This is a genomic window from Mycolicibacterium sp. SMGY-1XX (assembly GCF_059132455.1).
Genome location: NZ_CP101139.1, coordinates 1,531,847 through 1,555,888 on the forward strand (window position 1 = coordinate 1,531,847; position 24,042 = coordinate 1,555,888).

Sequence of the window (24,042 nt, forward strand, 5' to 3'; positions counted from 1 at the left end):
TTCGGAGAGGCATCGAGCCGCGTATGGGCGCTCGTGTTCCAGTTCGACGTCTCTACCGATTGCGCCCGATGATAATCGTCCCGATCCTCCACCAAGACACCCTCGAAGGCACTCTCGGGCGGGCTCGTCGAGCGCAGCGTCACCGGTAGCGCCTGGGCTGCCAGTTCCAGAGCAGGCTGCTCAAGACTGAACCGGGGCTGATACTGGGGGCGGAACTGGGCAACCTCGCCGGCGAACCCGGGGATAATCCCGGCGGTGTTGCGCTTCGACAAGGGCCCGAACCGGGTTGTAGCGCAATGGCTAAACGGGGTGCTGCAGGAGCCCGGCGAACCGTGGCGAAGCGACTCTCTGCCGAGTCGATTAACTTCCGACTTCGCGTTGAGCGCTTCAACGTCGTTTCTGGTCGCCAGTCCGAGCGCGTGCTCATCACCGATTTAGACACGATCACTATGAGTAATTCCCGTACGGTGGCGTCCAGTTCACGGGATCTGGTCAGGATGCCTTTTGGCGTCAAAGTGGTTCGCCGAAAGGGACTTTCGTTGTGTAGGCACCTACGGTGTCGTCGTCCTCGAGCAGTCGACTTCCAACAACTAATCCGACCACACGGCTGGTCTTCGCGAATTACCGATCACGAGAACTGTTCTCTAACCTCTTGCTGCCTTCGAGCGGTTGGGCGTGTTTCCTATAGCGTCGCTGGATGAATTGCCTTGTCTAAGTTGAGTATTTGCTCGGTGTCGCGCCACATCAATTCGACGCGTTCTGTCAATGATTGCTTGGCATCACGAAGTCGCGACACGCCGCGTGCATCCTTGAGCACGCTGTTTACCGTCTGTTGCGGGTCGGCCTCAAGGTCTACCATCCACTCAGAAACGTCAAAGTCACTGAGTAGCGCTGCGTACTTATGTGACCACCCGATCACGATCGTAGGAACCGCCTGCGACAAGCCACCGACAATCGCGTGAAAGCGGCTTCCGATCAAGAGGGAGGCCTTGCCGATCGCTCCCTTCAAGGCTCGCGGACGTACGTCATCGAACGTAGGCGCGTCTAATTGGGTGGCTATCGTTGACGCAAGTTGACGATCCGATGACTCGTGGATGACGACTAGTGGTGCGAGACCCTGGGCAATCGCTGCCCTGGTCAGTCCAACGAGGTGACCAATGTAGTCCGCTTCTCTGAGCACTCCTTTGGTGACGAGCTTCGTATTGGGAACGACCGCAACGAATTCGCCAGTCACTGGAACCGGTGTATCAATAGGCGCGATACCTATGGTGAAGTCGGGCGCCATCTTGACGGGCGGATCAAGTGATAACTGCTCCAGATGGGCTCGGCTTGTCGAGTCCCGAACGAAGATGAGCGTCGCCTGGTTCAATACCTGTCGTGCCCAATGGGCGACCTGGTCGTCGTGGAACGGGCCATAAGCCTGTGGAAGCATAACTTTCGGGACACTGCGGCGTTGCCAACGTTGACCGTAAAGCGCTTCTCGCTTCGCAACCTCGGCGCCGAAAGAGTCGCTGTAGGCAAAGCCTGAAGCATCGACTACACCGGTGATCTCGCGATCTGCGATCAGACCGTAGCGCCGCCGAAGTTCAGGTAACAGAGCGGAGCCCAGGGAAGCTGACAAGCGCGGAAATCTGTTGACGTGCAATGTTTGGTACATCCCGAGTTGCGCACGCACAGGGTAATCGAGCACTGCTGGCGCAGCTGACAAATCGACTTTGGTGCCGAGGCGATCGACAATCGCTTCAAGCATGAGCTGGGCGCCCTTGTTCTTGGTTGTCGTTCCCCGAATTTCAACCGTCACGTCATATCTCAAATCTGCTGTCCCTGGCCAACTCTTCTAGGTGGCTCGCCAGACCAAGGATAGTCGGGTTCCCTTCATGGCCCCAGCTGGCGGGTGAAAAGTTAGGGGTATCAGGAGAGTAGGCCGGTGTGAGCGAGTTCTCATGACAACAGAATTCGCGTACATGGGTTGACCGGTCCATCGCAACCGCTACTGGTCTCACCGAATGGAAATCTGCTGCGGGAGATCGCTCGGTGCGGCCGAGCGTTAACAACGTTTTACTCAAGTAGCGTGCGCTCGCCGGAGCGCAGCAAAGTCCTACGGGGTCGGCTCCTGGGTGCGGAGTAGTACGGCGGCGTCTCGCTGAAAGCCCAGTCAGTGCTGCATCGAAGTTTGTGCGGGCGGATGAGTGTTGCTTCGTGAGCGCTCCTAGCAGGGGTAGGCGCTTCCGACGTGCGGGATCGCTTCAGTGCCTGCGGGCCATCTCCTTCATAAATCCGAGCCCGAAGCCCCCTGGTCAAATGTCGCGATAAACGTCGGAACTTGGCGAACTTGTCGTCTTTTGCTTCTGGGCAAGGGTGCGCAAGTGACCCGCATACGCAGTCAACCTGCATCGGGCAGAACGGCCGTGCGTGGTGTTTACTGACCCCGGCATGAGGCAAGTCGCCTAGAACATGTGGGGGTCGAAAATGTCGACGGACGACGAAGATGGCACGCGCCTCTTTAGCGCCACGACGCGGATCGGGATCCGTTTGGGCCGTGTAAGCGTCCCGATCGACGCGCTGTCGTTTGACGACGCGATGTCGTGGGTCCTTGACGACAAACGGCGCCGGTGGGAAGTCATGGTGACGCCGAATCTGTACCACTTGCGCGCTGTACGAGACATGCCGGCGTACGCGACCAGGTATGACGACGCTGCACTGTCACTTGCCGATGGTTGGCCTGTTGCGTGGATGGCGTCCAGAGCCTCGGGCAGATCTGTGGAACGAATCGCCGGCTCAGACTTGTTCCAAGCGCTCGTCGAGCACTCCGGCAACGGCAGGCCGCTTGTACTTGTAGGCGGCGCCGAAGGTCCGGAACTCGATCGACTTCTCCGGGAATGCCATCGGCGTGGTTGGCAGGTGCTTGGCGAGCCTGCGCCGCGGTCCGAGCTAGTCGACGAAGCGCAACGCGTCGACTTGGTTGCACGAGTTGCGGAAGCTGGCTCGGGCGGCGTCGTCGTTATCGGTCTAGGCCTGCCTCTACAAGAAGAACTCGCTTACGACATAGCTGGTCGCCCGGGCACTGGGGCAATCCTGTGCCTGGGAAACTCCATCAATTTCAGTTCGGGTGTCGCGCAGCGGGCCCCACGATTGATCCGTACATGGAGATTGGAGTGGGCATACCGAGCTTTCAGTGAGCCCCGTCGTCTTCTGATCAGGTACGGGAAGGACTTTCTGGCCCTACCTTCTCTGATCCGCATGAATTCGCGAACCAAGCGGAGCCCCGGAGCGGTGGTCTCAGGTGCTACGACTCGGCGGCCTGGATGACGGTGAACCAAAGCCGGGTGGTCTCAGACGCTTGAGAGGTGATACGGGTGTGAACTTTGCGCTGGACGCCGGCTGCGGGCTGTTCGGGTTTGGTCGCGCGCGGAACCGCGTAAGGCCGTGGCGCTGCCTTTGACAGGACAGCTACGCAAGGTTCGATACTATGGGAGTCGTAAGTGGGCCTAGATCTCGACCGACAGCGTGCTCGGTCGATGGGCCATCAGAAAGCCATGATTTGTCTGGTAGGCGAAACCCACGAAATCGGGGGCGGGGAACTGTGTTGTTAAAGCGCAACGCTTTTGATGTTGAGGCTCTAGGGGGCCTGCTTGTGAAGGCGCAACGTCGCGCCCGCAAAGAACGGCACAGGCTGGCTGGTACAGCGCTAACTCGCGAACGACGTTACGTCAAGCGAGGTATTCGGGCGTACGAACGGTCTGTTCAGTCCGGAGCCGACCTCTACCTACTCCGACGCAACATTCATCGCATCGAAAAAGGCCTCACAATGAGGCCGACACGTACTGAGTTTGCGGGCGACTATATTTACGAAACGGTCAAGGCGTTTCAAATTGGCGTCTCTAAAGGCGTGCTGGAACCACATCACCCAGAAGTCAATTGGATGTTCTCCGTTCTTGCTCGGTATTTTGAAGTGACCGCAGTGTCCAACCGGGATTCGATCGTGCGAGCGCGCGAGGCATACGCAGATGCTGTCTCTCGAGTAGATGCCGGAATGCTGGAAAGCGGACCCCATCCTGCGACGACACTGACGACTTCGGTGAAGATCGACGACTTGGAGGCGCTGGCTCTTGGTCGGAGGTCAGTGAGATGGTTCACTTCTGAGCCGGTTTCACGTGACATTGTGGATAGAGCGGTGAAGATTGGGGCAGAAGGTCCGACGGCGTGTAATCGACAGCCATATCGTTTCGAGATCTTTGATGATCCGAAGAGTGTCGCAAAAGTCGCTGCGATCCCCATGGGAGCGGGCGGTTATGGGCATCAAATACCGGGTTTGATAGTCATCGTAGGTAACCTGGGTGCATTTTTCGACCAACGTGACCGGCATCTGATTTATATCGATGGTTGTCTCGCCGCAATGGGTCTCATCTACGGGCTTGAGGCGCAGGGCGTAAGCAGCTGTTGCATTAACTGGCCCGATCTGCCCGATCGCGAAGCCGCAATGCGTAAGTTGCTCGGTTTGGAGAATCACGAACGAGTCGTAATGCTTATCGCTTACGGCTACGCCGACCCAGATGCCCTGGTTCCCTACTCCGCCAAAAGGCTGATCGATGGTGTCCGCCGATACAGGAGTCTGTAGGGCATTAGCAAGGCCATGCTCCAGAACGTATTGGTGTCGCAGCTGGGTTACTTAAGCTTGGGGGCTAAGACTGCCAACCAGTGCGCTAGTGCCAGCATTGAGGATGTGACATGACCGGACGAGTTGCGGCTGCATGAGGCGTCAAGCTACTGCCGACGAATTCAGTCCCGAGTCTGTGGATGATCGACGCAGGATCCGACAGAACTCAATATGGAACGCTCTCCAACAGGTGGCCAACCTGGCAAGCGGTTCAGTCTTTTCTATAGTGCTGGCCTTGGTGCTGCCACTCGAAGACTACGGAGTGTATTCCTATGCCATCGCACTCAGTTCAGTGGGCTTGGCAATCACGACCGCCGGACTCAACGGCCTCGGCGTCAAGTACATCGTCAAGGAGGGAGCGACGGGCGGTAAGTCAGTTGCGGCCATCCTGATAATCCGCGAAATGTTCTGCGTAGCAACGTATTTGTGCCTAGGGGCTGTAAGCTTTACGAGTAGCGACCGGATGGCGACGATCGCGACACTGATTGCCTTGACGTCGCTGTTCTTTAGAGCCCTTGACGCTCCGGAACTTTGGTACCTGGCACACCTGCGCAGTCGTAGGACGGCGACCGTCCGGCTCGTATGTGTGACCACGATGCTGGCGGTACGAGTAATGAGCATGCTGCTGCTGCCGAACTTGTGGCTTTTCATCAGTCTGTATGTTGTCGAAGCGGTGCTGGTCGGTCTGTGGATTCTCGGCAGGTTCTGGCGCGACCGAAATACACCTCCGATGCAACGGCCCGCGAAAAACGAGGTCGGGTCCATGATGAGGGAGTCCAGTCCTCTAGCCCTTTCGCAGATAGCCAATCAGATCAATCTCCGCGCGGATGTGATTCTAATTCAGCCGGTATTGGGGTCGGCTGCGGTTGGAATTTACGCGCTGTCGACACGCGCCAGCGAGCTCGCGTACTTCTTGCCCCTAGTCATTATGAACTCCACGCTTCCGGTACTCTTACGTGCACTGGAAGAAAGCCACAAAACTGGCGATGATAGCCGATATCAGCATATGCTTCGTGTAGCGTACTCAAGGGCCTTTCAAGGAGGGCTTGCAGTATCCATCCTGGTGACCGTGGTTTGCATAAGCCCAGCTCCGAAGCTATTGCCTGAAGATCTGAGACCGTTATTCGATATTTTGGTGATTCAAATTTGGGCGTCACCGTTCGTCTTTATGGGCGCTGTTTACTCTAAATGGATTATTGCAGAGGGATATCTGTGGTCATCGCTCGTTAGACATTCCGCAGGCGCAGCGACTAATCTAAGTCTAGTACTTATACTTATTCACCCTCTGGGTCTACGGGGTGCCGCGGTCGCAACCGTGATCTCGTATGCAGTCGCAAATTATTTTGCGTGTTTCTTCGGCAAGAAATCCCGTTTCCAGGCATACAATATGTCCCGCGCTGCGCTCAGCCCGATCACAGAACCCGTCGGCATACTCGTCACCAGGCTGCGTGGCCGTTGAAACCCGGTGCAGGTGCGTTCCGCGTTTGGTCTTTCTGGTTTTGTCGGCAATTCGATTCTGTGCGGTTCAGGATGGCAGGGCCCATACTCTCCTTGTATTGGTGTCAGCGCTCCAATTCACGTAGCATCCGCGCATGATGGAACGGCGTCGCTTCGGTCTGCTCTCGACAGCGCTTCTAATCGTCATAGTGTTGCTTCTCATTGTCGTCGCCGGCATGGCATTCCTGCTCTTAAGAACCAAGGATGAGCCGCTGCAGCCGACAGTGCGCGATTTGGTAGTAATCGCCGCTGGACAAAGCAATATGTCCGGAAGTGACGCGCGTGCGCCTTCCGGGCTGTATCTCGCTGACCCTCGGTTGGTCAAATACGACAGGTCGGGCCGTGACTTGGTGACGATTGAGGCGGACGAGGGAGGGCTGTACGCGGCGCTGGGGCGGGCTGTGCTTGAGTCTGCTCCGCTCGATACTCGCGTCATAGTCGTTCCGGCAGCAGCGGGCGAAACTGGCTTCACAACTTCGTCACTCAACCCACTTCCGGACGGTTTCAAGGCCTCCGAGAACGGCACCTGGGATCGGGCTTTAGATTCCGACCCATTGAACCGCTACTCGATGATGGTCAACGATTACCTCGATGTTGTGAGACTCTCACCGAAATCAAAAGCAGTAGGCCTGTTCTGGTCTCAGGGTGAGAGCGATGTTGGTTCGTTGTCGCAATCCGAGTACTCCGCCTCCTTGGACGGCATGGTCTCGGCATTCCGTGAATCGATCTCTAACCCAACCCTTCCAGTGGTAGTGGGTTCGATGGTGCCTGAGTTCGTGAGTGGAGGGTCAAAACGAACGGAGAAGAACGCAATTCAGAACGCGCTGACAGATACGCCGCGGCGCGTGTTGAATAGCGCATACGTGTACGGACCCGAGGGAATGATGCGTTCGGATCAAGCTTCCAGTATTCACTTCGCTACTGCGGGTAACCTAGAGCGCGCTAGATCGCTTGTGCGCGCGCTCGACCGTGCACGTTGGAATTTCACCGAATCGAAAGCCATACCTCCGCAGGACCTGCGTGTCGTCCGTTCGGGAGCGATCGTGACCGCAACCTACGAACCGCCGCCAACGCGGCACACCCTGTTTACGATTGAGTACTCAATCGACGGCGGGGCGACGTGGGCTCCTATGGTGAAACCGGCGGGTGAGATTGGCTTGTCAGCTATTGCCGATGCAGACCCTGCTCGAGGTGTCCAGGTCCGGGCGTCTACCACCAATGACACAAATACGTCGCCGTACGTTTCCGCGTCGGCCTAGACGCTCGAGAACTAGAGCTGCCATCGTTCATTGGACTCCGGCTTAGTCCGCTAGAGGAGCAAGGGGTGGTTGGCGCCGGGTGCCACCTCCCGCCACGTTTTCCGCGCTGCTATTAGAGACTCGGCGCATCAAGCCGTGAAGAACGTTCTTCCAGGCGGCCCGCAGCTTAGCTACTCTCTTGGGGTCTGCTTCAACCTCTGCGACAAGCGCATTCGTACTCGAGCGCGCCACGACATATGCGCCGTAGTTCTGCAGCGCTCGCGCGAGCATCAATCCGTCTTCATCAAGGCCAAGGCTAGTGACGTCGATCCCTGGTGGAATGGCAAAGAGACTTCCCATGGGGACGACCCCCTCATAGCTACGCTCTCCATCATTATCTTCGAGACGTGCCGGCCAGACGTAACCAGCTTTGAGGGTCTCATTCGGCAAGCTGAGCGCCAAGGCGTGCTCGATCCGTCCCTGTTCGATATCGGCTTGCCGAATAAGCCCCATCAGTAAGGACGTTCCAGACGCTCTCGTTCCGCCCGTTATTCCAGAGCCTCGGAGGTCATTAACGACGACATACTTTGAGGTCCATTCAGTGTCAGTGACGCGCGCCATCCCATAGCACTCGACCACGGTGCGTCCGTCGGGTTGGATTGCCGCGAACCAGCTATCTCCGCCCTCTGATTTCGGTGGGTCGGAGGTGACACTTCCCCTAGGAATTCGTGCAGTTCCCTTTACCTCGCCTGTTTCCGGATCTCGAATCTCCGCGAGCGGATCATCCTCGTCGGCCCGCGTAACGCTCACTGTCCATTTTGGACTGTTCAACTCTGGAAATCCCGCCAGAAAAGCGGCGGTACCTCGATCAGTAGTATCTGCATAGATGGCATCGGAGCCGAGCGGTGTATTGACAGGTGCGTCAACTGCGAATGGGAACTTGCTCGCGGAGCGCTTCCCGCGATCCTCGGCCGTAGCCGGTTCGCCCGAGACCACGATTAAGCCCAGCATGAGGGACAGACTGGTCAGAATTGCGGTGGCCACAAGCGCTGGAGTTCTGGTGCCCATGCGCCATTCATAGCAGCTATTCGGCCACCGCGAGAACTAGAGGGGCCCGCGCACACCCGGAGGAGAGGAAACCCCCAGCCAGAACGCGCCTATCGGCTGACCCGCGTGGGCAATGTCACCCAGGCCCCACGCGGCGCCGGTCCGCTCGGGTGAGCTTGTTCAGAACGGCGCCTAACCTGGCGTACAACACTTTTCATCTGGGCGCTGAGAAAGTGCACCACGAGCTAGACGGCGTTGGCGTCGCGCAAGCGGACAGTGTCCAAATGGCGGGGCTTGGTTAAGGCCTGCCGATGCCTGTGTAGGTCCAACCCGCCTTCCGCCACGTCTCGGGAGCTAAGCAGTTCCGACCATCGATGATTACGCGTTGGCGCACCGCTTTGGCGAGTTCATCGGGATGCATTGCCACAAACTGCTTCCATTCAGTGAGAATCATAACGACATCCGCGCCGCGGCATGCGGACGCGATATCTGAGGCGTATTGCAGCGTGGGGAACAATTGGCGCGCATTCTGCATCGCTTCTGGGTCGTAAACACTCACGGCCGCGCCCTGCAACTGGATCTGTCCGGCGATGTTAAGGGCCGGTGAATCTCGGACATCGTCAGAATCCGGCTTGAAGGCGGCTCCCAAGACTGCGACCCTCGCGCCAACAAAGGATCCACCCGCCGCATGTCGGGCTAATTCGACCATCTTATTTCGTCGACGCATGTTGATGCTGTCGACCTCTCGCAACAGGCCGAAGGCTTGACCTGCTCCGAGCTCGCCTGCCATTGCGATGAATCCCCGTATGTCCTTCGGTAGGCAACCGCCACCAAATCCAATACCGGCATTAAGGAACCGCCGCCCGATTCGTGCATCATGCCCGATGGCGTCAGCTAGAACAGAAACATCCGCGCCTGTGGCCTCACAAACTTCCGCAATCGCATTGATAAACGAAATCTTTGTTGCCAGAAATGCGTTGGCCGAAGTCTTCACGAGTTCTGCCGTTGCGAGATCAGTCACGAGGAACGGGACATCTTCCTCGAGGATGGCCGCGTATACCTCGCGGGCCACTGACTCGGCGTTTCCGCCACCGCCGGACTCAACCCCGAGCACTATGCGGTCTGGATGCAGGGTGTCCTTAACTGCGAAACCCTCGCGGAGAAATTCCGGATTCCATGCCAGATCTATAGATTCGGCGGCGGGGGCCAGCTCGCGCACCCGTGCGCTCAGGCGTGCGGCGGTCCCCGCTGGCACTGTCGACTTACCGAAAATCACGGCGGGCTCAGTGAGTAGCGGCGCTAGCGACTCAATCACTGAGTCGACGAAACGGAGGTCGGCGGCTAACTCGCCATGCTTCTGAGGTGTGCCCACCGCGATGAAGTGGACATCGGCGAAGCCCGCAGCCTCTTGGTACGAGGTGGTGAAGCGCAGCCGGCCCTCGTCAATGTTTTTCCGTAGTACCTCAGGTAGGCCTGGTTCATAGAACGGAAGCTCCCCAGCGGCGAGCTTCGCTAGCTTCCCCTCGTCAATATCCACCCCGAGAACCTCATGCCCGAGTTCGGCCATACACGCGGCGTGTGTTGCGCCAAGGTAACCCGTGCCGAACACTGCAATACGGCGGCTCATACGATTCCTCCCCTTTATGTGATCGCGCGTCATCCTAACTGGATGGATTGCAAACTTCGCTTCGAAAGCAGGGCTGTAAAAAAGGTTATCGGCTCAGCTCAAACGTCGTAACCCCGTTGGGTGCCTTGTGTTGTGTGTTACACACCAATGTCAATCCCAAGTCGAGGGCCAATATCCGGACACCCTGTCTGCCAAGGTTCCGCTCGCAATACCAAAAGTCTTGCGCCGCTTGGAAACTTGACTAGTCCCCCCGGCAGCCGCCGACTGTCCTCCTGTACACCTTGATCTTTATTGCGGACTGTGCCACCGCATGGGGTCCTCAAGATTAGCGCTGTGGGGGTAGCGGTTCTAAGCCAGCTGACGTGGGGGCGGCAACAACGACTGAGGGGGGGGCTTCGGTCCGTGACTGGCCCCCGGTCCGGCGTGCACGTAGGCGGTCGTAGTAAGCCCGCGAAGGGATTTCGACGGTTCGATAGATGAGTATGCCGGCGGCGACTGCTAACAGCGTTGCGATCAACATCAGCAATGCCCGAGGCATGTGTGGGGCGCTTGACAGGACGTACTTCGTGATTGAGAAGTGGACTAGATAGATGCTGTAGCTGGCAAGGCCGACGATCTGGAGGATTCGGAGCCGGCATATCGCGGAAAAGCCTCTCCACACTACTGATTCGCTCGCTGCGAACCCGTACAGCACGATCACGCAGGTCGTGACGCTCTGCAGGCTGTATCGGAAAGTCTGACGGAACCACTCATCTCGAATCACGAGGCTCGCCAGGAAGACGAGTAGCGCGATGAACAGCGCCCAATCACTACCACTTAATCGTTGGGCCAAGCTAGGTTCACCGTCACGCTTCTGCCATTTAAAGAGAGCAATCGCGGCAAGTATGCCCCACGCAATGCTGTCTGCTCGAGTGTCGGAACCGTAGTAGATCCGATCCGCGGCAGCTTCGCTGGACGGGTTCGCTATGACTAATCGAAGTGCTGTGCTGGCAACGATCGAAACGGTCGCCACAATTGCCAGGTAGGGCACCGCCCGCCGGCTCCTAACCAGGCATAGCCACAAGATGGCGAAGACGATGTAAAACTGTTCTTCAATCGACAGGCTCCAGACAACGGCAGAGCCAGGGAAAACGTCAGGCTCGTCCAGCTTGATCCAGTTGTAGTAAAAGAGCATCTGCCCAGCAACGGCTTTCCAACTGATGGAGCCGCCCGCGAGATCGAAAATGACTGTCGGCAGCACCAGCACCACCAACAGAGGTGGAACCAGCTTAACTGCGCGCCTCACATAGAAGCCGCCGATGTCAAACCGCTCGGTTCGTTGAGATTCCTTCAGCACAAGTGTCGTGATGATGAAACCGGAGATTGCGAAAAAGATGGTGACACCTGAACCGCCCGGAACGATATGACCCGCTCCCGCATGTGCCACGACAACCAGCATCACCGCACACGCACGCATCGCGTCGATGTGCGCATACCGGCCCGCAGTTGCTTGCCTTCGTTGCCGGCCACGCAACAGAAATCCCACCGAAACACCCCCACCTTCTTAACGAGACCCATTGCACTATGCCCGCTACCGCGGCGCAACTAGGGCAGCACCGAACTCCAGATCCCGGGAAGGGATCGCAGAGAAGATTCGACTTCGAAGCGCCGGTGCTTCTATGACGCGTGGTGACCCCCGCGGCAGAATACCTTCAACAGTATGGGATTAGCGTGCGGTGTGATGGGTAACGTGTTCGCCGAGGCATACGGGTGCTTGTCGCTGAACGGCGGTCTACCCTTCAAGGCTGTCAGTTGTTCGCGGGGGCGGCCGGACGTTCATCCACAAACCGAGTGAGGGGCTTGCGCTGCATATTCTCTTCATCTGTACCGGGAACATCTGTCGGTCGCCAACCGCAGAGAGGCTCGCGGCCGCATACGGCAGGCGCTTGGAGATCCCCGGCCTCGTTGCTTCAAGCGCGGGGACGCGGGCCGTGATTGGAGATCCCATTCATTTTGATGCGGCGCGAGTGTTGGAAGACCTCGGCGGCGATGCGTCGAACTTCCAGGCAAGGCAGCTCACAGCGCGCGTCGCATCAAGCCCAGATTTGATCCTCACTATGACGAGGGGGCACCGGGACAAGGTTCTCGAACTAGCGCCGCGGCTCTTGCGTCGCGTGTTCACTTTAACCGAAGCCGCCAAGCTCGTATCGATTGGTAGCGCGGAGAACATCGCTGAGCTTGCTGCCCTCCGCCCTCAGCTCGCCGGCGACAGCTTCGCCGACGTGCCAGATCCGATCGGGCAGAACTCCGAATTTTTCATCCAAGTTGGTACACAAATTGCCGAGCTTTTGCCGCCCATACTGGAGCTGTGCCGCCGATCAGTGCCAGTTGACTAGGCGTTATTCGTTCACCCGGCCACCATTTCCCGTTACCGAATGGTGACCTTTCGGTGTATGCTTCGGGCGGGGATCTGGCCGCCCACTGGCGGTAAGTTACGCAGGGGTGAATTTCGTCCGGCGATTCGCTCGCTACCGGACAGGCCGTGATAGTTTCCTGAGCGAAGGCTGTGCTGACCTTGAGAACGTCACAGCAGATGGTCTAAAGTTGCAGCACAAGGGGGTAAATGTGTGGGGGAACGAATGACTGCTGTGGATGACCGCCTAGGCCCGTCAGCAAACATGCGAAGCGACGAACGTTACGTGCCTTCTCCGAAACGAGTTCCAGGTTGGCAGCGGGAATATGCCCGCAGATTGATCGCCGTGGACCTTTTCGGTGTCGTTTTGGCAATTGGACTTGCGCAATGGCTGCGGTTCGGCGAATTGCCTCGAGCGGATCACGCTCTTCATTATTCGAGCTACACCAGTGTCTCCATCGCTATCGCCGCCGGCTGGATGTTGGCGTTGTCCATCAACCGTTCTCGCTCACCGCGCATCATCGGCTCCGGCGCTGAGGAGTACCGACGTGTAGTCCTCGCGACGCTGTCGACGTTCGGTTCTGTCGCCGTCATCTCGATGCTCTTCAAGCTCGAGATCGCACGCGGATATCTGATGATCGCGTTGCCCACCGGCATTTTGATTCTGGCGCTGTTCCGTTGGCTGGCCCGCCGCCAGATCGTCAAGGCGCGCCAAGACGGCCATTGCCTTACCCGGGTTCTGGTTGTGGGCAATGCCCCAGCCGTTCGCGATTTCACGAAAGCGCTTGCACGAGACCCAGGTACGGAGTACCGCGTCGTCGGTGCGTGCATTGCGGGCCCGGAACAACGCAAATACATCGACGTCCCGGGCGTGGGCACCATCCGCACCTTCGGTGACGAGACCAATATTCCGGCCGCCGTGGCGGCTACGGATTGTCAGGCGGTAGCGGTAACGGCCACCGAGCGTCTCGACGGCCGCGGCATCCGTGACCTGTCATGGGAGCTCGAGAAGCACAACATCGACCTCCTGGTCTCGCCGGGCGTCGTCGACGTTGCGGTGCCGCGGCTGCAGATGCGCCCGGTCGCCGGCCTGCCGCTCATCCATGTCGAGAAGCCGCAGTACCACGGCGCGAAGCGGTTCGAGAAGCGCTTCTTCGACGTTGTGTTCTCCAGCGCAGTGCTACTTTTCGCCTCGCCGATCCTGATCGCCGTCGCCATCGCGATCAAGCTCACCAGCCGCGGCCCGGTGTTCTACCTCTCTGAGCGCATCGGCATCGACGGCAAACCGTTCGAGATGATCAAGTTCCGCACCATGGTGGTCGATGCGGACAAGATGGTCGACAAGCTGGCCTCGCAGAACGAGAGCGAGGGCGGGGTCCTGTTCAAGATCAAGGAAGACCCCCGCGTCACCACCGTCGGCCGCATTCTGCGCAAGTTCAGCATCGACGAACTGCCACAGTTCATCAACGTGCTCAAGCGCGATATGAGCGTCGTCGGTCCGCGTCCTCCACTGGCACGCGAAGTGAAGACCTACGATGACTACGCCAAGAAGCGCCTGCTGGTGAAGCCGGGTATCACCGGCCTCTGGCAGGTCAGCGGACGCTCCGACCTCTCCTGGGAGGACTCGGTTCGCCTCGACATGTTCTACGTCGAGAACTGGACCATGATCTCCGACATGGTGATCGCGGTGAAGACGGTCCGCGCCGTCTTCTCCAGCTCCGGCGCCTACTGAGCCCCGCACTCCGCGATCCGGCGCCGCAGAAACGCCCTGCCGGGCTCTGAGCTGTTGTAATCCAAAGCAACTCGATACCAGTGCCCTGCTTCGGCGTGCCGTCCGGCGCGCCGAAGCAGATCGGCACGCACCGACGGCACCAGGTTCGACCGGGCCAGGCGCGGATCATGGGCGACCTTCTCCAACTCGGCCAACCCGGCTGCCGCACCCCGAAGGAAGCCGACCGCCAGCGCACGGTTGGCCCGCACCACCGGCGAGTCCGTCATCGTCGCCAACCGGTCATACGCCGCACAGATGGTGGCCCAGTCGGTTTGCTCCCAACTGGGGGAGCAGGCATGCACGGCGGCAATGACCGCCTGGGGGAGATACGGCCCGGACGAGCCCTGCGCCCTGCGCAGCCGCTCCAGCCCACGCGCGATTTTGGATTGATTCCACCGCCGGCGATCCTGCTCATCCAGGGGAACCAATGCGCCGGCGGCGTCCACCCGGGTGCCGCGACGCGAATCGTGCAGCAGCACAAGCGCAGCCAAGGCGTGAGATTCCCGGTCGGCCGGCATCAATGCACACAACTCACCGGACAGGCGGATGCCCTCATCGCACAGTTCATCGCGGATGGCCGACGGGCCGCCGGTGGACCAATAGCCTTCGGTGAACACCGAATACACACACGACAGCACATGCGGCATCCGCTGCGGCAACAGCTCCGCCGGCGGCACCCGCAACGGGATGTTGGCGTGCCGAATCTTGTTCTTGGCGCGCGTGATTCGCTGACCGACGGCGGCCTCGCTGATCAGCAACGCACGAGCGATCTCGGCGACCGTCAACCCCGACACCAGGCGCAGCGTCAGCGCCAGTTGCGAAGAGCGCTCCAACGCGGGATGTGCGCAGGTGAACATCATCCGCAGCTCATCGTCGCGCACTGGGTGCGGTTCACTGCCGGAGGCGCGGACCAGCATGCCATCGGCCACGGCAGCCAATTCCTTTCCCGGACGCGCAGATTCGCGCCGCAGGCGATCCAGCGCACGGTTGCGGCCCACCGTGACCAGCCAAGCGCGCGGGTTGTCCGGCACACCGTCGCGGCTCCACGCGCGCAGTGCCTCGGCGCAGGCTTCCTGAACGGCGTCCTCGGCCACGGTGAGATCGCCGCACCAGCGCGCCAACGCCGCCACTGCGGAACCCCATTCGCGCCGGAAGACGCCGTCCAGGTCTGACACGGCGTTCTACGCGACCGCCCAACCCATGAGTTGCCGGACCTCGACCGCCGAAGCGGGAATCATCGACGCGATCTTGACGGCCTCGTCTCTGTCGGCGGCCCGCAGCAGATAGAACCCGTTGGCCACCTCGGCGCCTTCGGCATACGGACCGTCGGTGAAGAGGGTCTGACCGTCGCGAACCTTCACGGTGGTGGCCGTCGACGGTGGATGCAGGGGAGCGCCACCGAGAATGTGATCACCAGCGGCCTTGCCGAACGCCTGGTGCTCGCACAGGCCGTTGGCCCATTGCTCCTCGTCGGCGGGTCCGCACACCTGGCCGGGAGGTTCGAGCAGTAGCGCCAGCCAATCCGCGCCCACCTGCTCCGTCGGCGCCTCCCACGCGACCATCGGCCACACCTCGACCGCCCCGTCCCGGCATGCCGGCATCTGCCGGGCCAACTCCAGAACGTCGTCGAGGTTGTCGGCTTCCAGTACGTAGAAGCCGCCCGCCACCTCGGCGCCTTCGGCGAAAGGCCCGTCGGTGATCACCGGGTTGGCGGGCCCACCGGTGATGCGCACCGCCTCCGCGGCGTCGGCCAGCGCGTCGCCCCCGCGAATCGCGTACGCGATGCGGGTGTCCAACTCGGTGTATTCGGCGATGAGCGCCTGTTGGGCGGCTTCTCCGCCTTCAGTGGTCTGCGGGCCCAGCAGCAGTACGAAATAGTGCATCGTCGTCCGTCCTCGTCAGTGAGCGGAAACCGGTGTGTCCACTCTCTACCTGAAGGACGAACGACGATGCAGCGATCCGACAGCCGAGCCGAAAAAGCTCTTAGGGCTTTACATACGTCACGAGGCTGACGTCCAGCGCCTCGTCGACGAAGTAGTACTGACACCCGGTGAGGTAACGCATGTAGTCGTTGTAGGACTGTTCACCGGCGGCCGCAATGGCCTCGTCCTTGTGCTGCTCCAGGCGGGCAGCCCAGATTCCGAGCGTCTTGATGTAGTGATTGCGCAGCGACAGCGTCTCGGGCACGGTGAACCCGGCCTTCTCGCCGTGCTCCACCATCATCTGCGTGGTCGGGATGCGACCACCGGGGAAGATGACCTCGCCGATGAACTTCGCGAACCGCGCCAGCTCGAAGGTCAGCTTCTTACCGCGCGCCATCAGGTCGTTGGGGTGGTACCCGCAGCTGCTCTGGATGGTCATGCGACCGCCGGAGGGCAGGCTGTCGAAACAGGTCTTGAAGAAGGCGTCGTAGCGCTCGAACCCGAAGTGCTCGAAGGCCTCGATGGAGACGATGCGGTCGACGGAGCCGGAGAACTGCTCCCAGCCCTCGAGGCGCACGTCGAAGGTGCGCTCGGAGTCGACGTCGCTGAGCAGCTTGTTGCAGTAAGCCTGCTGGTTCTTGCTCAGGGTCAGGCCGATGACGTTGACGTCGTACTTCTCCATGGCGCGCTGCAGGGTCAGACCCCAGCCGCAGCCGACCTCCAGCAGCGTCATCCCCGGCTTCAGCTCCAGCCGGTCCAGGTGCTGGTCGACGTTGGCGATCTGCGCTTCGGACAGTGTGCAATTGGGGCCGGTGAAAAATCCGCAGCTGTATTTGCGCGTCGGATCCTGGAACACCCCGAAGAAGTCATCGGACAGGTCGTAATGCGCCTGGATGTCTTCGAAATGCGGCTGCAAATCCGCGGTACCCGAAGTCTGATCAGCCATCTGTCTTACTCGCCCTTCCTGATGGTGCGCAGCACGAGGTCGCCCCTTGCGTTGCTGGCACCCTACCTCTAGTGGTCCTGAAACCGAACGACGGGACACGCTGCTGTAGCCCAGTCCGGAACCTCGAAACGCCGTTACTTCTTCTCCAGCGTGAACTGGCAGACATCGGTGTAGCCCTTGCGGAACGCGTCTGCGCAACCGGTCAGGTAGTGCATGTAACGGTCGTACACCTCTTGCGATTGGATGGCGATGGCCTCGTCTTTGTGCGTCTCGAGCGCGGCGGCCCAGCAGTCGAGCGTGCGGGCGTAGTGCGGCTGCAGCGACTGCGTGCGGGTGAGTGTGAACCCGGCCTTCTGCGCGTGCTCCTCGGCCAGCTCGATGGTGGGCAGGTACCCGCCGGGGAAGATCTCGGTGAGGATGAATTTGATGAACCGCGCGACCGAGAACGTCAGCGGGATCTTCCGCTCGGCCATCTGCGGGATGGTCAACGCGGTGATGGTGTGCAGCAGCATCACACCGTCGTCGGGCAGCACCTCGTAGGCCTTGGCGAAGAAGTCGTCCCAGCGGTCGCGGCCGAAGTGTTCGAAGGCGCCGATCGAGACGATGCGGTCGACGGGCTGGTTGAAGTCCTCCCAGCCCTCCAGACGCACCTCCTTGGTGCGCGGGCTGTCCGACGCGGCGAAGACCTCCTCCACCCGCTCCTTCTGGTTCTTGCTCAGAGTCAGGCCGATGACGTTGACGTCGTACTTCTCGACGGCCCGCATCATGGTGGCGCCCCAGCCGCAGCCGACGTCGAGCAACGTCATGCCCGGCTGCAGGCCCAGCTTGCCCAGAGCCAGATCGACCTTGGCCTGCTGCGCCTGCTCGAGGGTGTAGTCATCCTTCTCGAAGTACGCGCAGCTGTAGGTGCGCGACGGGTCCAAGAAGAGCGCAAAGAACTCATCGGACAGGTCGTAGTGCGCCTGCACGTCTTCGAAGTGCGGTTTCAGTTTTCTCGCCATACTGACGTGCGTCCTTCTGGTAGTCCCAGAGGCCGGTCATCTCGTTTCCCCCGAAACCAACAACCACCCCGATGCCGGTTCGGACTCTACCGCGAGAACCTCAACAGGCAGAGTCAAGTGCGTCCGGAGCCGACGACGGCGTGCCTTCGGCAAACGTCACACACAGTTCGCCGACGATCTGATCCCACAGCGGTTCGGGCAGTTCGTGGCCCATACCGGGGAACAACACCAGCCGCGCCCGCGGGATCGTCGTCGCAATCGAGCGGCCCCCGGACGGGCGCATCAGCTTGTCGGCCAGGCCGTGGATCACCACCGTCGGCGCCGTGATCTGCCGGTCATAGTGCAACAGGCTGCCGCTGCCGAGGATGGCGCCGAACTGGCGCTTGACGCCCCACGGGTAGAAACTGCGGTCATACCCCTCGATGGCATCGGCGCGGATCCGCTCTTCGGCCGCCGGATAACCCGGGCTGCCGATGATCTTGCTGACGCGGACCGCGTTGTCGATGATCACCTCGCGCGGGGAGTTCGGATGCGGACCCCGGGTGACGGCGAACAACGCACGCGGATCCGGCGGGGGCAGGGCCGCGCGATTGTTGCTCGAGAAGATGACACCCAGACTCTGCGTGGTGCCGGCGTGCCGGGCCGCGAACACCTGCGCGATCATGCCGCCCATGCTGGCGCCGACAATGTGGGCCTGCTCGATGCCCAGATGGGCCAGCACGGCCGCGGCGTCGTCGGCCATGTCTTCCAGCGTGTACACCGCCGGGCTCTTCCAGCCCACCAGTGAGCGCGCCATGCTGGCGTACTGGTTGGTGTCGACTTCCTGGCCGTCCAGCTTGCTCGACAGCCCGACGTCACGATTGTCGAACCGGATGACCCGCAGGCCCCGGTTGACCAGCTTCTCGCAGAACCCGTCGCGCCACAGCAGCAGCTGCGCACCCAGGCCCATGATCAGCAGGACAGCGGGATCGTTCTCGTCGCCCAGATCTTCGAAGTAGATGTCCAGCCCGCCGGGTTCGTCGAGCGGCGTTTTTCCGCGAGTAAGAGGCCCGGCGTTGGACTTGGACTTGGCGTATCCCTTGCGGATGTCCACTTACACCTTCTCCGGGGTGTCCAGATCCGCGCGATGCTCGCGGCTGACCTCCACCATGAAGTTGGCGAAGTAGCCGGAGAACTGCGGATCGCTCATCATCTGCCAGCGCGGCGCCAGCAGCTTCATATAGCGCTCGACGTAGAGGAACTGCTTGCCGATCAGCACCAGCTCACGCGGCAGCTTGACGTCATAGGCCTCCGCCAGCGCGCCGAGCTGCTTGCCGATGTCGGCATACGACATGTCGCCGAGCGACTTCAGCGTCAGCGGCTCGGCGAACGCCTTCAGGTCCTTGGCGGCCTGGGCTTCGGGCTTGACCGTGCCGACGGCGCCGAGCAGCACCACGATCTTGCCCGCGGCGGCGTGGTCCTTCTTGACGATCAGGGCGTGGATGAGCTCGCGCAGCAGCCAGCGGGTACGCGGGTCGATGCGGCCCATGATGCCGAAGTCGAGGAACACCACCTGGCCCTGCTCATTGACCAGCAGGTTGCCGGCGTGCAGGTCGCCGTGGAACAGGCCGTGTCTAAGGCCGCCCTCGAAGGTGGAGAACAGCAGAGCCTTGACGAGTTCGGTGCCGTCATGGCCCATCTCGCGGACGGCCTTTACGTCATCGATGCGCACACCAGAGACACGTTCCATGGTCAGCACGCGTTCGCTGGTGAAGTCCCAGTGCACGTCGGGCACCTTGATGTTCTTGCCCAAAGGGGAGGCATGCAGGTGACTGACCCACGCCTCCATGGACTGTGCCTCGAGCCGGAAATCGAGCTCCTCGGCCAGGTTGTCGGCGAAGTCGGCGACGACGTCCTGGGCGGACAGCCGGCGGCCGAGCTTGGCGACCTCGACCAGCTGGGCGAACCGCTTGAGAATCTGCAGGTCGGCGGCCACTCGCCGGCGGATACCGGGCCGCTGGATCTTGACCACCACTTCCTCACCCGAATGCAGGGTCGCGAAGTGCACCTGCGCGATGGACGCGCTGGCGAACGGCTTCTCCTCGAAGTGCTTGAACAGCTTCGCGGGCTCGTCGCCGAGCTCTTCGATGAACAGCTTGTGCACTTCCTCGGGGTCGGCCGGCGGCACGGAGTCCAGCAAGGTGCGGAACTCCCGGCTCAGCGGCTCACCGAAGGCGCCGGGGCTGGAGGCGATGATCTGGCCGAATTTGACGTAGGTGGGCCCCAGGTCGGCGAAGGTCTGCGGGATCTCCTTGATGACCTTCGACTGCCACGGGCCACGGGCGCGGAGTTTGGCGGCGACGCGGGCGGTGGTGCGGGTGAGCTGCCAACCCGTCACGCCGATCCGGGCGGCCTCGGCGGGCAATGGCACCCGGTCGAGTTTGGCCACCTCGCGGTGTTTGGTTGAACTCATGTCTTGCAGTGTCTCAAATCCTCTGGTGTGAGCCCAAACGAAGCTGTGCTATGGGCTTTGCCTGTGGCGCCGGTTCGCGGCGTGGCCGGCTGTTGTCCGCCCTGGTAGACGGGCATTTCTCGGTGACGGTCTCGGGGTGCGTGAGTGTGGTCACGCCTGCTGCCAGATCTGGCCCGGATCGCGGTTCGGGGGCGGCGGGACCGTCAAGGCACGGCTTGCAGCGCCACCACCGAGCGACTGCTGACCGACACGACCGCACCCGCCACGACGGGCTGGGCGTCGAGCGGCCCGCGTGGGGCCGCGGTATCGATCACCGGTGTCCACGCCGACGCGAAATCGCCCGGGGGAAGGGTGAATTCAATGTCCTCGTGATGAGCGTTGAAGCACAGCAGGAACGAGTCGTCGGTGACGGGGCGGCCGCGGTCGTCATGGCCCGAGATCCCGTGGCCGTTGAAGTAGACGGCGACCGCTCGGCCCGACCCTGAACCCCAGGTCTCGTCGGTCATCTCCGACCCGTCCGGGCTGAACCAGGAGATGTCGGACCGACCTTCGACACCGCGATGTTTCACCGGTAGGCCCGTGAAAAACCGGCGCCGGCGAAAGATCGGATGCGCGGCCCGCAGCGCCGACACCGAGCGGGTGAACTCCAAGAGGTCGGTGTCGGCGGCCGCCCAGTCGATCCAGGTGATCTCGTTGTCATGGCAATAACCGTTGTTGTTGCCGCCCTGCGTGCGGCCGAGTTCGTCGCCGTGGCACAGCATGGGCACGCCCTGGGAGAGCAACGTGGTGGCGATGAAATTGCGTTGCTGCCGGGCGCGCAGCGCATTGACCTCGGGATCTTCGGCCGGTCCTTCGACGCCGCAGTTCCACGACCGGTTGTGGCGTTCGCCGTCGTTGTTGTCCTCGCCGTTGGCCTTGTTGTATTTCTCGTTGTAGGACACCAGGTCTCGCAACGTGAAGCCGTCATGACAGGTGACGAAGTTGATGGAGGCCACCGGGCGGCGGGCGGTGTTCGCGTACAGATCCGCCGAGCCGGTGAGCCGCGAGGCGAACTCGCCGATGCCGTCTGCCTCACCGCGCCAGAAATCGCGAACGGTGTCGCGGTACTTGCCGTTCCATTCGGTCCACTGCGGGGGAAAGCCGCCGACCTGGTAACCGCCGGGCCCGACATCCCAGGGTTCGGCGATCAGCTTCACCTGGCTCACCACCGGATCCTGTTGCACGAGTTCGAAGAACGTCGCCAGCTTGTCCACGTCGTAGAACTCGCGCGCCAGCGTCGAGGCCAGGTCGAACCGGAAACCGTCGACGTGCATCTCGGTGACCCAGTACCGCAACGAATCCATGATCAGCTGCAGGGAGTGCGGATGCCCGACGTTGAGGGTGTTACCGGTGCCGGTGTAGTCGGTGTAATAGCGCTTGTCGTGGTCGGTGAGGCGGTAGTAGGCGGCGTTGTCGATACCGCGCATCGACACGGTGGGGCCCAGGTGATCACCCTCGGCGGTGTGGTTGTAGACCACGTCGAGGATCACCTCGATACCCGCTTCGTGCAGTGTGCGCACCATGGCCTTGAACTCCTGCACCTGCCCGCACGGAGTGGAACTCCTGCTGTATTTCGGGTCGGGGGCGAAGAATCCGATGGTGTTGTAACCCCAGTAGTTCGACAGACCCTTGTCGATCAAGGTGGAGTCGTTGGCGAAGTGATGCACCGGCATGAGCTCGATGGCGGTGACGCCCAGGGCTTTGAGGTGATCGATGATCACCGGGTGCGCGATACCGGCGTAGGTGCCACGATCGCGTGGGGGAATGCCGGGGTGAGTCTGAGTCAGCCCCTTGACGTGGGCTTCGTAGATGACGCTGTCGGCGTAGTGATGGCCGGGCGGGCGGTCGTTGGCCCAGTCGAAATAGGGATTGAGCACCACCGCCTTCGGCATGCTCGCCGCGGAATCGTCGTCGTTGCGGCTGTCCGGGTCGCCCAGGTTGTAACCGAAGAGCGACTGATCCCACTGGAAGGTGCCGTCGACTGCTTTGGCGTAGGGATCGGTGAGCAGTTTGTTGGGGTTGCAGCGGTGCCCGCGGGCCGGGTCGAAGGGGCCGTGCACCCGGTAGCCGTACCGCTGCCCGGGCTCGATGCTGGGCACAAACCCATGCCACACGAAGCCGTCGACCTCGGGTAGTTCCAGCCTGGTCTCGGTGCCGTCGACATCGAACAGGCACAACTCGACCCGCTCGGCGACTTCACTGAACAGCGCGAAGTTGGTGCCGGACCCGCTGTACGTGGCACCCAGCGGGTACGCCTTGCCTGCCCAGATCTCGGCCTCGAGGAATTCGGGGGTTGTCTCAGGGGCCTTGCCATGGGCCATCTCATGGGCCGAAGAGTTGGTAGCGACCATGTGGGCCCCCGGGGCTGTGCTGATGGTGGTGGTGATTAGTACCCCTCCTTGTCGGCGTCCAACCCCTGCCGGTGCGAGTTCAGGCGGCGTGGTCGACGGCGCGGGACAATTCCTCGATGGCGGTGTGGATGAATCGCATCTTCTGCAACACCGGGGTGGGCAGCACGAACGGGTAGAGGTCGTCGCGGCCCATCGAGCGGTTCACCATGTTCAGCGACCATGCCAGCGGTAGCCACATGCCGATGATCGTGTCGAAAGCGCTGGCGCCCAACGGTTTGTGATCGAACGTGGCATTGGCCGGCGCCAACCCGAATGCCGCCGCGGTGTCCAGGGTTTCGCGGATGTGCAGGTAATGGGCGAAGGTTTCGGCCCAGTCCTCGGCCGGGTGCATGGCGGCGTAGGCCGAGACATAATTGTCCCGCCATGCCTGCACTGTGTCCCCGGTGTAGTGACGATCGAGTGCGGCTTGGTAGTCGGCGTCCGGATCGCCGAACAGCTCACGGAACCGCGCGGACTGTGACGCCGATGCTCCGACCAGGCGGTGGAAGTAGTAGTGACCCGTCTCGTGCCGGAAATGGCCCAGCAAGGTGCGATACGGCTCGTCCATCGTGATGCGCAGCTGCTCGCGGTAGGCGTCGTCGACCTCCGCCAGATCCAATGTGATGACACCATTTTCGTGTCCCGTGAGCACCTGCTCATGGGTGCTGGACAGCAGGTCGAAGGCCAGCCCGAAGTCGGGGTCCTCCTGGCGGCTGACGATCGGCAGTTTCAGCTCGGCCAGTTCGGCGATCAGGCGTCGTTTGGCGCGTTCCGCGGTCGCGAACTGCACCATGCCCGCCGGATCGGAATCGCTGGGCCGGGTGCGAGTCAACCGGCAGGACGCGCAGAGTGGAGTGACGCCGCCGACGGTGTGAACCAGCCAGTTGCATCCGGCGACGTCGACGTTCGCGCAGCTGGCGGCGGACGGACCAGCGTCGGCGATCACCACCATCGTGCGCTGCTCGAGGGAGAAGGCCAGGCGACTGCCGCAGGACAGGCACAGCGAGTTCTCGAAAGCCAGGTGCTGGCCGCAGCGCGGACAGATGAAGTCGCGCATCGGCGA

Annotated in this window: 18 protein-coding genes; 6 read left to right on the plus strand and 12 right to left on the minus strand. The window is 61.2% G+C overall.

Annotated features, from left to right (window positions below; all coding sequences use genetic code 11):
* Nucleotides 1-682 precede the first annotated feature (682 nt).
* Entirely contained in the window at nucleotides 683-1,801 is a 1,119-nt protein-coding gene (locus tag NL241_RS07600) for a polysaccharide pyruvyl transferase family protein (protein ID WP_494397205.1), read from the minus strand.
* 779 nt (nucleotides 1,802-2,580) lie between these two features.
* Here NL241_RS07600 and NL241_RS07605 point away from each other — a divergent pair.
* The 4 genes from NL241_RS07605 to NL241_RS07620 all read left to right on the plus strand — a co-directional run bounded on the left by NL241_RS07605 (nucleotide 2,581) and on the right by NL241_RS07620 (nucleotide 7,413).
* Nucleotides 2,581-3,309: a WecB/TagA/CpsF family glycosyltransferase gene (locus tag NL241_RS07605; RefSeq protein ID WP_494398261.1), complete on the plus strand. Its 729-nt coding sequence runs from the start codon at nucleotides 2,581-2,583 to the stop codon at nucleotides 3,307-3,309.
* Between the two features lie 325 nt (nucleotides 3,310-3,634).
* Nucleotides 3,635-4,618, plus strand: a complete 984-nt coding sequence (locus NL241_RS07610) for a nitroreductase family protein (RefSeq protein ID WP_494397206.1) — start codon at nucleotides 3,635-3,637, stop codon at nucleotides 4,616-4,618.
* A 133-nt stretch (nucleotides 4,619-4,751) separates the two neighbouring features.
* Nucleotides 4,752-6,116 (plus strand): flippase, encoded by a 1,365-nt coding sequence (locus NL241_RS07615; RefSeq protein ID WP_494397207.1) that lies wholly within the window; start codon nucleotides 4,752-4,754, stop codon nucleotides 6,114-6,116.
* A 133-nt stretch (nucleotides 6,117-6,249) separates the two neighbouring features.
* Nucleotides 6,250-7,413, plus strand: a complete 1,164-nt coding sequence (locus NL241_RS07620) for a sialate O-acetylesterase (protein ID WP_494397208.1) — start codon at nucleotides 6,250-6,252, stop codon at nucleotides 7,411-7,413.
* Nucleotides 7,414-7,455: 42 nt separating this feature from the next.
* Here the strand turns inward: NL241_RS07620 and NL241_RS07625 are convergent, their stop codons facing one another.
* The 3 genes from NL241_RS07625 to NL241_RS07635 form a co-directional block, all read right to left on the minus strand.
* Nucleotides 7,456-8,460, minus strand: coding sequence for a hypothetical protein (locus tag NL241_RS07625; protein ID WP_494397209.1), 1,005 nt, complete (start codon nucleotides 8,458-8,460; stop codon nucleotides 7,456-7,458).
* A 277-nt stretch (nucleotides 8,461-8,737) separates the two neighbouring features.
* Entirely contained in the window at nucleotides 8,738-10,066 is a 1,329-nt protein-coding gene (locus NL241_RS07630) for a UDP-glucose dehydrogenase family protein (protein ID WP_494397210.1), read from the minus strand.
* Between the two features lie 325 nt (nucleotides 10,067-10,391).
* The gene (locus tag NL241_RS07635) at nucleotides 10,392-11,591 is read right to left on the minus strand and encodes an acyltransferase family protein (RefSeq protein WP_494397211.1); all 1,200 of its coding nucleotides are present in this window, start codon (nucleotides 11,589-11,591) and stop codon (nucleotides 10,392-10,394) included.
* Between the two features lie 334 nt (nucleotides 11,592-11,925).
* On the opposite strand from NL241_RS07635, the gene NL241_RS07640 reads away from it, so the two are divergent.
* Nucleotides 11,926-12,441 (plus strand): arsenate reductase/protein-tyrosine-phosphatase family protein, encoded by a 516-nt coding sequence (locus NL241_RS07640; protein ID WP_494398262.1) that lies wholly within the window; start codon nucleotides 11,926-11,928, stop codon nucleotides 12,439-12,441.
* 243 nt (nucleotides 12,442-12,684) lie between these two features.
* Nucleotides 12,685-14,190 carry a sugar transferase gene (locus NL241_RS07645; RefSeq protein ID WP_494397212.1) on the plus strand — a complete coding sequence of 502 codons (1,506 nt, stop codon included), beginning with the start codon at nucleotides 12,685-12,687 and terminating at the stop codon, nucleotides 14,188-14,190.
* Here the strand turns inward: NL241_RS07645 and NL241_RS07650 are convergent.
* The 8 genes from NL241_RS07650 to NL241_RS07685 form a co-directional block, all read right to left on the minus strand.
* On the minus strand, nucleotides 14,184-15,404 hold the full coding sequence (locus NL241_RS07650; protein WP_494397213.1) for an RNA polymerase sigma factor: 1,221 nt from the start codon (nucleotides 15,402-15,404) through the stop codon (nucleotides 14,184-14,186). The genes NL241_RS07645 and NL241_RS07650 overlap by 7 nt on opposite strands.
* Nucleotides 15,405-15,410: 6 nt before the next feature.
* Entirely contained in the window at nucleotides 15,411-16,112 is a 702-nt protein-coding gene (locus tag NL241_RS07655) for a YciI family protein (protein WP_487691478.1), read from the minus strand.
* A gap of 100 nt (nucleotides 16,113-16,212) precedes the next feature.
* Nucleotides 16,213-17,097, minus strand: coding sequence for a cyclopropane mycolic acid synthase family methyltransferase (locus NL241_RS07660; protein WP_494397214.1), 885 nt, complete (start codon nucleotides 17,095-17,097; stop codon nucleotides 16,213-16,215).
* A gap of 134 nt (nucleotides 17,098-17,231) precedes the next feature.
* Entirely contained in the window at nucleotides 17,232-18,098 is an 867-nt protein-coding gene (locus NL241_RS07665) for a cyclopropane mycolic acid synthase family methyltransferase (RefSeq protein WP_487691476.1), read from the minus strand.
* Between the two features lie 100 nt (nucleotides 18,099-18,198).
* A complete protein-coding gene (locus NL241_RS07670) occupies nucleotides 18,199-19,191 on the minus strand; it encodes an alpha/beta fold hydrolase (RefSeq protein ID WP_494397215.1) in 993 nt (330 codons plus the stop codon).
* Nucleotides 19,192-20,550, minus strand: coding sequence for an ABC1 kinase family protein (locus tag NL241_RS07675; protein ID WP_487691474.1), 1,359 nt, complete (start codon nucleotides 20,548-20,550; stop codon nucleotides 19,192-19,194). It abuts the gene before it with no gap.
* A 203-nt stretch (nucleotides 20,551-20,753) separates the two neighbouring features.
* On the minus strand, nucleotides 20,754-22,910 hold the full coding sequence (glgX, locus tag NL241_RS07680) for a glycogen debranching protein GlgX (RefSeq protein WP_494398263.1): 2,157 nt from the start codon (nucleotides 22,908-22,910) through the stop codon (nucleotides 20,754-20,756).
* Between the two features lie 109 nt (nucleotides 22,911-23,019).
* Nucleotides 23,020-24,036 (minus strand): zinc-binding metallopeptidase family protein, encoded by a 1,017-nt coding sequence (locus NL241_RS07685; RefSeq protein WP_487691473.1) that lies wholly within the window; start codon nucleotides 24,034-24,036, stop codon nucleotides 23,020-23,022.
* Between the last annotated feature and the right edge of the window lie 6 nt (nucleotides 24,037-24,042).

Bases quoted from the DNA above. Each gene is read 5' to 3' on its own strand.
- NL241_RS07605 (WP_494398261.1), top strand. From the start codon at position 2,581: ATGTCGTGGGTCCTTGACGACAAACGGCGCCGGTGGGAAGTCATGGTG.
- NL241_RS07615 (WP_494397207.1), top strand. From the start codon at position 4,752: ATGAGGCGTCAAGCTACTGCCGACGAATTCAGTCCCGAGTCTGTGGAT.
- NL241_RS07620 (WP_494397208.1), top strand. From the start codon at position 6,250: ATGATGGAACGGCGTCGCTTCGGTCTGCTCTCGACAGCGCTTCTAATC.
- NL241_RS07625 (WP_494397209.1), bottom strand. From the start codon at position 8,460: ATGGGCACCAGAACTCCAGCGCTTGTGGCCACCGCAATTCTGACCAGT.
- NL241_RS07630 (WP_494397210.1), bottom strand. From the start codon at position 10,066: ATGAGCCGCCGTATTGCAGTGTTCGGCACGGGTTACCTTGGCGCAACA.
- NL241_RS07645 (WP_494397212.1), top strand. From the start codon at position 12,685: ATGACTGCTGTGGATGACCGCCTAGGCCCGTCAGCAAACATGCGAAGC.
- NL241_RS07655 (WP_487691478.1), bottom strand. From the start codon at position 16,112: ATGCACTATTTCGTACTGCTGCTGGGCCCGCAGACCACTGAAGGCGGA.
- NL241_RS07660 (WP_494397214.1), bottom strand. From the start codon at position 17,097: ATGGCTGATCAGACTTCGGGTACCGCGGATTTGCAGCCGCATTTCGAA.
- NL241_RS07665 (WP_487691476.1), bottom strand. From the start codon at position 18,098: ATGGCGAGAAAACTGAAACCGCACTTCGAAGACGTGCAGGCGCACTAC.
- NL241_RS07675 (WP_487691474.1), bottom strand. From the start codon at position 20,550: ATGAGTTCAACCAAACACCGCGAGGTGGCCAAACTCGACCGGGTGCCA.
- glgX (WP_494398263.1), bottom strand. From the start codon at position 22,910: ATGGCCCATGGCAAGGCCCCTGAGACAACCCCCGAATTCCTCGAGGCC.
- NL241_RS07685 (WP_487691473.1), bottom strand. From the start codon at position 24,036: ATGCGCGACTTCATCTGTCCGCGCTGCGGCCAGCACCTGGCTTTCGAG.